The following is an 8,080-nucleotide window of genomic DNA, read 5'->3' on the forward strand; positions in this document are numbered from 1 at the left end:
GGCAAATCGTGGGACGACCATCGCGAGGAAGTCGGCAATCTGATGATCGCGACCGTGGACAAATATGCGCCCGGCTTCGCGGCAAGCGTGATCGGCCGACAGATGCTGTCGCCGCTCGATCTGGAGCGGCAGTTCGGCCTGCTCGGCGGCGATATCTTTCATGGTGCGCTGACGCTCAATCAATTGTTTTCGGCGCGCCCAATGCTCGGCCATGCCGATTATCGCGGGCCGTTGAAGGGCCTTTATCACTGCGGAAGCGGCGCTCATCCCGGCGGTGGGGTGACCGGCGCGCCCGGCCACAACGCCGCGCGGGTGATCCTGAGCGACCACCGGAAGCTGTTTAGGGGTGGCGTATAAATGACTGCAAAAGGGCGTTGACAGGCCTGTGGATAACCTGTGGAAAACTTGTGGATAAACCACGGGAAACAGGCGTGAAAACGATGTGAATCGCCGGTGAGTATCAGTTCGAATTAGCGGGAGAGGAGTGGACGTGATGACGTTTGAGAATCCCAATGTCAAAAACATCTGGACCACGATCGAAATAGATAAGGATGGTGTGGAGACAGTCCTGGTGGTGGAAACCGATCTCGAGCTGAATGCCGGCAGTCCCGCCTTTGATGCTGTCAAGGTTGATGCGTTGATTGATGCCGCCACGAAGAGCTTTCCGGCGAGTGGCGGAACGATTGACCGCATTCATTTGGTTCCGATTCGCTGAGAACGATGCCTGGCGGGGCCAAAAGGCGAGTGGGATGGACTCCACCACTATCGAAGATCGAACAAGAATAAGCACGCGATGAGCGTGGCGACGTCTGTTGAAGAACGCATTCGTGAGCCAGCGAAACGGCACATTGACATGCCCGTGATGAGGTTTCGCAAGATGCGCGGATGAAACCTGGATTGAAGAACTGGGCGCAGCTGGTAAAGCGCGACGTGCACGCGCTTTATCTCGCAAGCAAAGATCCGCGTGTTCCCTGGTACGCCAAAGCCCTGGCGGTCGTTATTGCAGGATACGCGCTTTCACCCATTGATTTGATACCGGACTTTATCCCGGTCGTCGGATACGTGGACGACGTGGTGCTGATTCCCATGGGGATATGGCTGGTAATCCGATTGATTCCGCCGGATATCATGGCAGAGCATCGGGAGCTTGCTGCCGCCCAGAAAGAGCGCCCGGTGAGCCGAAGCGCCGCTTTCGTAATCGTGGCGCTGTGGATTGGCTCGATCGCACTGTGCGGCTGGCTGGCATATCGATATTTTTCAGAGTGAGCCATAGCTTGCCGCCGACGGATTGCTGCGAACGAATCCACAAACCAGATCGCCAATCAGTCGCTTATTGCGGTCGCAGCGCAACCACCAGCCATGATAGTCTTGTCCGACACCACGAGAAGTCCGCATGCCGTCGTCGAAAAAGCCGCTCTATCACCGCGTCGAAAATGCTGCGCGAACCTGAAGCGCGCATCGCAATGCAATCGACCCCGACGCCCAGCACCCACCGCGCGAGTTTCGCGATCGGCAACGAACAGAGCGCAAAGCGCGTCATCGATGTCCTGACCGAGAGCTTTGTCGAGGGGCAGGCCGCGATTGCCGCATTCGAAGGCGCCGGCGGGCACTGGCACATCAGTGTGCACTTTGCCGAAGCGCCCGATCAGGCTTCGGTGCGCGAACTCGTCGGGGTCGCCGCCGGGGATCACATCACAGGTGACATCGCCTTCGACATCGTCGAAGCCCGCGATTGGGTCAAGGCCACGCTGGAACAACTGGTCCCGGTCCGCGCCGGCCGCTTCATCGTGCATGGTCGTCATGATCGCGCCAAGGTGCCCCCGAACAAGATCGGAGCTGAGATCGAAGCTGCGCTGGCGTTCGGCACCGGCCACCACGGCACCACCCGCGGCTGCCTGCTGCTGCTCGATCATGTGCTGAAAGCCTATCGGCCGCGCCGCGTGCTCGATCTCGGCACCGGCACCGGCGTGCTGGCGATTTCGGCGGCGAAGGCGCTGCGTATCAAACTGCTGGCAAGCGACATCGATCCGCTCTCGGTGAAGGTGGCCCGTGAAAATGCGCGGCTCAACGGGGCCGGCGAGTTGGTCAACGCCATCCGTGCCACGGGATTTTCGGCACCGCAATTCCGAACACGTAGACCGTTCGATCTGGTGCTGGCGAATATTCTGGCCAATCCGTTGCGGCAAATGGCAAGACCAATGGCGCGGCATCTGGCGTCATCCGCGCTCGTCATTCTATCGGGGTTGCTGCCGCATCAGGCCCAGAGCGTGGTTGCGGCCTACCGCGCGCGCGGGCTTGTTCTGGAACGCCACATCCAGATCGAAGGCTGGAGCAGCCTGTTGATGCGTAAGGCGCAATGAACCTCAATGCGTGATGCTCAATCGGACGGCCCGTCCTGGCGGCGACGTGTGGTCACGCCCCTCTCCTGTTTAAGTGTACGCTTTGCCCGCGCCTCGACAAACCGATCCAGCATCTGAACAATGAGGCCGCGCTGTTTTGTCATGATCGGAGCAATTGGGCCGCGTCGGGGCGACAGCGAAATCTTTTCAAAGGAAAAAGCAGGCACGGTGTATCCCCTCGTACTGAGTTGAAACACTCCCGGGATTCCTCCGGATATCGATCGATGCACTGCGCGAGGATGAAAATACCTTGGCAGCAATCGTCAGGGCCGTCTAACGCAGCGCCTTTGATTTAAGCATAATATATGCCACATCACCGTCAACTTGCGTTGATTGCGGAGTTCTCCACCGAATCCTAAAGTGGTCAGCATGTTCGAAGCGCTTTTCCAGACATTCGAAGAACCCGAGAGCGGTGTTGCGCTGACGGCGCGGCTGTCCGCGTTTCGCGAGGAGCTGGCGCGGCGGAATTTGACCGGATTCGTGATTCCGCGCGCCGACCAACAGCAAAACGAATATGTCCCGCCATCGGAAGAGCGGTTGGCATGGCTCACCGGCTTTACCGGATCGGCAGGACAGGCGATTGTGCTGGCACATGAGGCGGCCGTGTTCGTGGACGGCCGCTATACGCTACAGGCCGCAAAGCAGGTCGATGGGCGGGCCTGGAGCATCGAGCCGCTCGCCGATCCGCCGCCGGAAAGCTGGCTGAAAAAGCATCTGACCGCCGGCGACCGCCTCGGATTCGATCCATGGCTGCACACTTCGGCGGCAGCCGAACGGCTCGCGGCCGCCTGCACCAAGGCCGGAGCGGAGCTGGTCGCGGTTGAGAGCAATCCGCTGGATTCGGTGTGGACCGAACGCCCGCCACCGCCGCTTGCGCCGGTGACGGTGCACCCGCCGCGATATTCAGGCGAAACGGAGGCTGAAAAGCTGATCCGGATCCGCATGGAGATCGCAAATCTCGGGGCCGACGCGCTGGTGCTGTCGGATTCGCACGCGGTGGCCTGGGCCTTCAACATCCGCGGCGCCGACGTGTCGCATACGCCGCTGCCGTTGTCCTATGCGCTGGTGCCAAAGGACGGTCGCGCCATCATCTTCATCGACAGCCGGAAGCTCTCCAACAGCACCCGCGACCATCTTGAGCGATCGGCCGATGTCGAGGAGCCGACCGCACTCGCGCCGAAACTCACCGAACTGGCCCAGCGCGGCGCGTCGATCGCGCTCGATAGTGCCAGCGCCGCCGACGCGCTGAGCCGGCTGATAGCTGGCGCGGGCGGCAAGCCGGTGCGCGGCAACGATCCGGTCGGCCTGCTCAAGGCGATCAAGAACGCGACCGAGATTGAAGGCGCAAGAGCCGCGCACCGGCGCGATGCGGTGGCGCTGGCGCGCTTCCTGGCCTGGATCAACCGCGAAGGCCCCTCCGGCGCGCTGACAGAGATCGACGCTGTCGAGGCGCTGGAGAGCTTCCGGCGTGATACCGGCGCGTTAAAGGACGTCTCGTTCCCGACCATCGCCGGCACCGGTCCGAACGGCGCGATCGTGCACTACCGCGTCACCCGCAAAACCAACCGGCGGATATCGCCCGGCGATCTTTTGCTGATCGATTCCGGCGCGCAGTACGAAGACGGCACCACCGACGTCACCCGCACCATTGCAATCGGCGAGCCGAATGCGGAAATGATCGACCGGTTTACCCGCGTGCTGCGCGGTCACATCGCGATTGCGCGCGCCGTGTTTCCGGATGGCACGACCGGCGCGCAGATCGACGCGCTCGCGCGTCAATTTCTCTGGCAGGCCGGTGTGGATTTCGAGCACGGCACCGGGCACGGCGTCGGCAGCTATCTTTCCGTCCATGAAGGCCCGGCGCGGATTTCAAAGCTTGGCACCACGCCACTTCGGCGCGGCATGATCCTGTCTAACGAGCCCGGGTACTACAAGGCCGATGCTTACGGAATCCGCATCGAGAATCTCGAACTAGTCGTCGGCGCGGAGATTGCCGGCGCCGAAAAGCCGATGAACGCCTTTGAGGCGCTGACCCTTGCGCCAATCGACCGGCGTCTGATCGAGCCGAAAGTGTTGGCGGCAACCGAGCTGAGCTGGCTCAACGACTATCACGCGCGCGTCCGCCAGGACGTCCGCCCGCATGTCGACGAGGCCACTAAAGTCTGGCTCGATGCGGCGACCGCGCCGTTGCAGTGAGCTGGTTGTTCTGACGCGTTTTCTTCGCCAACCCCCGTCCACTTCGCTCGAAAACACGCTACTGCCGGATCATCTTCAGCCATTCGTCTTCGGTCAGCACCTCGACCCCGTGCTTCTTGGCCTCGGCAAGTTTTGAGCCCGCGCCAGGACCGGCGACCAGGTAATCCGTCTTTTTCGAGACCGAGCCGGCAGCCTTGGCGCCGAGCCGTTCAGCCATGGCCTTGGCTTCGTCGCGGGTCATCTGCTCCAGTGCGCCGGTGAAGACCACCGTCTTGCCGGCGATCGCCGAATTGCTTTTAGGTTTCTCGGCATCGAGAATGGTGACCTGCTTCGTCAGCCGCTCGACGATGCCTCGATTGTGCGGCTCGCCGAAATAGGCCCGGATGCTGGCGATCACGGTGTCGCCGATCTGGTCGAGCGCATCCATGTCGGCGATGGCCTCTTCGTCGCCACTGGCGACCTTCAGGCAGGCGTCGTGAAATGCCCTCCACGATCCATAGCCGCGCGCCAGTGCGAGCGCGGTTGTCTCGCCCACATGCCGCATCCCCAAGGCATAAATAAAACGCTCCAGCGAAATCCGCCGCCGTTCCTGGATCGCGGCGAACAGATTGCGCACCGAGGTCTCGCCGTAGCCCTCAAGCTGTTCCAGCCTGAGCTTGGCGTTGCGGGCTGGGAGTGTGAAAATATCAGCAGGCTCCCTCACCCATTCCTTCTCGAAGAAGAACCCGATCTGCTTTTCGCCCAATCCCTCGATGTCGAAGGCGCGGCGCGAGGCGAACAGCTTCAAATGCTCGATCTTCTGGTACGGGCAGGCAAACTCGCCGGTACAGCGGGCGCGGGCGCCCTCCTCGCCTGTTGCGGTCTCCTCGCGAACCACATCGGTATGCAGCGGGCACGGACATTTCTTCGGAAATTGATAGGGCTTCGCGTTACGAGGCCGCTTGTCGAGCACGATATCGACCACCTGCGGAATGACATCGCCCGCGCGCTGGATCACAACCGTGTCGCCGATCCGGATATCGCGGCCCTGGCGCAGCTGTTCGCCGTGGCCGCCGACGCCCCTGATGTAGTCCTCGTTGTGCAGCGTGACGTTTTGCACGATGACGCCTCCGACACCGACAGGCTCGAGCTTGCCAACCGGGGTGAACGAGCCGGTGCGCCCGACCTGGATTTCGATATCGCGAAGCACGGTCATCGCGCGCTCGGCCGGGAATTTGTGCGCGATCGCCCAGCGTGGCGTGCGCGAGACGAAGCCGAGACGCTCCTGCCAGTCAATCCGGTCGACTTTGTAGACGACACCGTCGATGTCGTAATCGAGTTTGGCGCGCTGTTCTTCGATTTTGTGATGAAACGCGATCAACTGCTCGACCGAGTGGCAGATCTTCATCAGCGGGTTGGTGCGAAAGCCGCAGCGCTCGAACCATTGGATCATGCCGGACTGGGTGTCTTCCGGCATCCCGCTCATTTGTCCCCATGCATAAGCGAAAAATCCGAGCGGACGCGAGGCGGTGATCGACGGATCCTTCTGGCGCAGGGATCCCGCGGCCGAGTTGCGGGGGTTGGCGAAGATGGTGTCCCCGGCGGCCTTCTGGCGTTCGTTGAGCGCGAGAAAAGCTTGCTTGGTCATGTAGACTTCGCCGCGCACCTCGCACACATCGGGTACGTTGCGGCCCCTGAGCTTTTTCGGCACGTCCTCGAGAGTGCGAATATTGGCGGTGACGTCTTCGCCCTCGGCGCCGTCGCCCCGCGTGGCCGCGGTGACGAGTTCGCCTCGCTCATATCGCAGCGACATCGAGAGGCCGTCGATCTTCGGCTCGGCGGAGAAATCGATCCGTTCGTTTTCGGTCAGCTTCAAGAAGCGGCGGATGCGGCCGACGAAATCGAGCACATCCTGCTCGGCAAAGGCGTTGTCGAGCGACAGCATCGGCACTGCATGCCGGACCTTCTTGAATTTCCCTGACGGCGCCGCGCCGATTTTCTGGGACGGCGATTCGCTGCTCACCAATTCCGGAAACCGGCCCTCGATCGCGTTCAATCGCTTGCGAAGCGCGTCGTATTCGGCATCGGAAACTTTTGGCGCATCGTCTTGATAGTAGGCCTTGTCATGGCGCTCGATCTCGAGCGTCAGCCGCTTGTGCTCGATTTTCGCTTGCGCCTTGGTGAGGGTGTCGATCGCGGCAGGCGCTTGCTTTGACTTGAGGGCCATCGTTGCCAGATCGTGTTTACGCCGTCGCCGCGCGCAGCAGGCGTTCGGCGGCGGCGCGGGCTTCGGCGGTTATTTCGGCGCCGGCCAGCATGCGCGCGATCTCTTCGCGGCGATGATCGGCGGCAAGTGCGTTGACGCGGGTTGCGACGCGCTTGCCTTTGTCCAGGGCGTCTTTAGAAATCAACAGATGCTGATTGGCGCGTGCGGCTACCTGCGGCGCATGCGTCACCGCCATCACCTGCACCTTGCCCGCGAGCCGCGCCAAGCGGCCGCCGATTGCGTCGGCGACAGCGCCACCCACTCCGGTATCGATTTCGTCAAACACCAACGTGGGCGCGGAACCGCGGTCCGACAGCACGACTTTGAGCGCCAGCAGGAATCGCGACAGCTCGCCGCCTGAAGCCACCTTCATCAGCGGTCCGGGTTTGGTGCCGGGATTGGTCTGGACCCAGAATTCGACCCGATCGAACCCTTGCGGCCCCGGCGAGTTCGGATCGGAATCGATCTGTGTCATGAACCTGGCGCGTTCCAGCTTCAGCGGCGCCAGCTCGGAGTTGACGGCTTTGTTTAGCTTCTCGGCAGATTTGACACGCGCATTGGAAAGTTTGCTTGCGGCGGTGCCGTAGCGAGCGTCGGTTTCCGCCGCTGCAGTTTCCAGCTTCTTCAATTGATCGGCGCCGGCGTCGATCAACGCGACGTCGGCAGCATATTTCGCGGCCAAGGCCGCCAGCCCGTCGACCGGCGTCGAATATTTGCGCGAGGCCGCCCGCAGTCCGAACAGGCGCTCTTCAATCCGTTCCAGTTCGGCGGGATCGAAATCGGCCGCGATCAGCGCCGCGTTCAGGTGTTGCTCGGCTTCCTCGAGCGCATTGATGGCGACATCGATCGCTTTCACCGCCGGTTCGACCAGCGCCGGCGAATTTCCGGCGCGTCGTTCCAACCGCCGCACCGCCGCCGACAGCGCGGGGACCGGTGAATGACTGCCACTGATCGCGTCCTGCGCCTCGCGCAGATCGGTCGCGATCTTCTCGCCCTGCATCATCGAGGCGCGGCGTTCAGCCAGCAAGGTTTCCTCACCGTCCTTTGGTTTCAGCTTCTTCAGTTCATCCGAAGCATGTCGCAGATAATCCGCCTCGCGAGCGGCGCGCTCCATTCCGGCGCGATGGTCCTCCAGGGCTGCGTATGCAGCACGTCTGGCCTCCCACAGGGACTCCACCGCGGTTACGTCCTTCTCCAAGCCGGCGAATGCGTCCAGCAGTCGGCGGTGCGTGGAAGCGTC

Annotated in this window: 7 protein-coding genes; 5 read left to right on the forward strand and 2 right to left on the reverse strand. The window is 62.1% G+C overall.

Annotation, left to right across the window (positions count from 1 at the left end):
* The 5 genes from VJV58_RS04145 to VJV58_RS04165 all read left to right on the forward strand — a co-directional run.
* Positions 1-357, forward strand: a 357-nt coding sequence (locus VJV58_RS04145; protein WP_414641399.1) for a phytoene desaturase family protein, incomplete at its 5' end; no start/stop codon positions are given.
* 136 nt (positions 358-493) lie between these two features.
* Positions 494-715: a hypothetical protein gene (locus VJV58_RS04150; RefSeq protein WP_324136082.1), complete on the forward strand. Its 222-nt coding sequence runs from the start codon at positions 494-496 to the stop codon at positions 713-715.
* A gap of 170 nt (positions 716-885) precedes the next feature.
* Positions 886-1,266, forward strand: a complete 381-nt coding sequence (locus VJV58_RS04155; protein WP_324136078.1) for a YkvA family protein — start codon at positions 886-888, stop codon at positions 1,264-1,266.
* 197 nt (positions 1,267-1,463) lie between these two features.
* On the forward strand, positions 1,464-2,360 hold the full coding sequence (locus VJV58_RS04160) for a 50S ribosomal protein L11 methyltransferase (RefSeq protein ID WP_324136083.1): 897 nt from the start codon (positions 1,464-1,466) through the stop codon (positions 2,358-2,360).
* Positions 2,361-2,768: 408 nt separating this feature from the next.
* A complete protein-coding gene (locus VJV58_RS04165) occupies positions 2,769-4,595 on the forward strand; it encodes an aminopeptidase P family protein (RefSeq protein ID WP_324136079.1) in 1,827 nt (608 codons plus the stop codon).
* A gap of 58 nt (positions 4,596-4,653) precedes the next feature.
* On the opposite strand, the gene ligA is transcribed toward VJV58_RS04165, so the two are convergent.
* A complete protein-coding gene (ligA, locus tag VJV58_RS04170) occupies positions 4,654-6,801 on the reverse strand; it encodes an NAD-dependent DNA ligase LigA (protein WP_324136080.1) in 2,148 nt (715 codons plus the stop codon).
* Positions 6,802-6,817: 16 nt separating this feature from the next.
* Positions 6,818-8,080: DNA repair protein RecN (locus VJV58_RS04175; RefSeq protein ID WP_324136081.1), on the reverse strand; the 1,263-nt coding region annotated here is incomplete at its 5' end.

Source organism: Bradyrhizobium sp. (assembly GCF_035273305.1).
Classification (GTDB): Bacteria; Pseudomonadota; Alphaproteobacteria; order Rhizobiales; family Xanthobacteraceae; genus Bradyrhizobium.

Coding starts and splice junctions, on each gene's coding strand:
- VJV58_RS04150 (WP_324136082.1), top strand. CDS start 494: ATGACGTTTGAGAATCCCAATGTCAAAAACATCTGGACCACGATCGAA.
- VJV58_RS04160 (WP_324136083.1), top strand. CDS start 1,464: ATGCAATCGACCCCGACGCCCAGCACCCACCGCGCGAGTTTCGCGATC.
- VJV58_RS04155 (WP_324136078.1), top strand. CDS start 886: ATGAAACCTGGATTGAAGAACTGGGCGCAGCTGGTAAAGCGCGACGTG.
- VJV58_RS04165 (WP_324136079.1), top strand. CDS start 2,769: ATGTTCGAAGCGCTTTTCCAGACATTCGAAGAACCCGAGAGCGGTGTT.
- ligA (WP_324136080.1), bottom strand. CDS start 6,801: ATGGCCCTCAAGTCAAAGCAAGCGCCTGCCGCGATCGACACCCTCACC.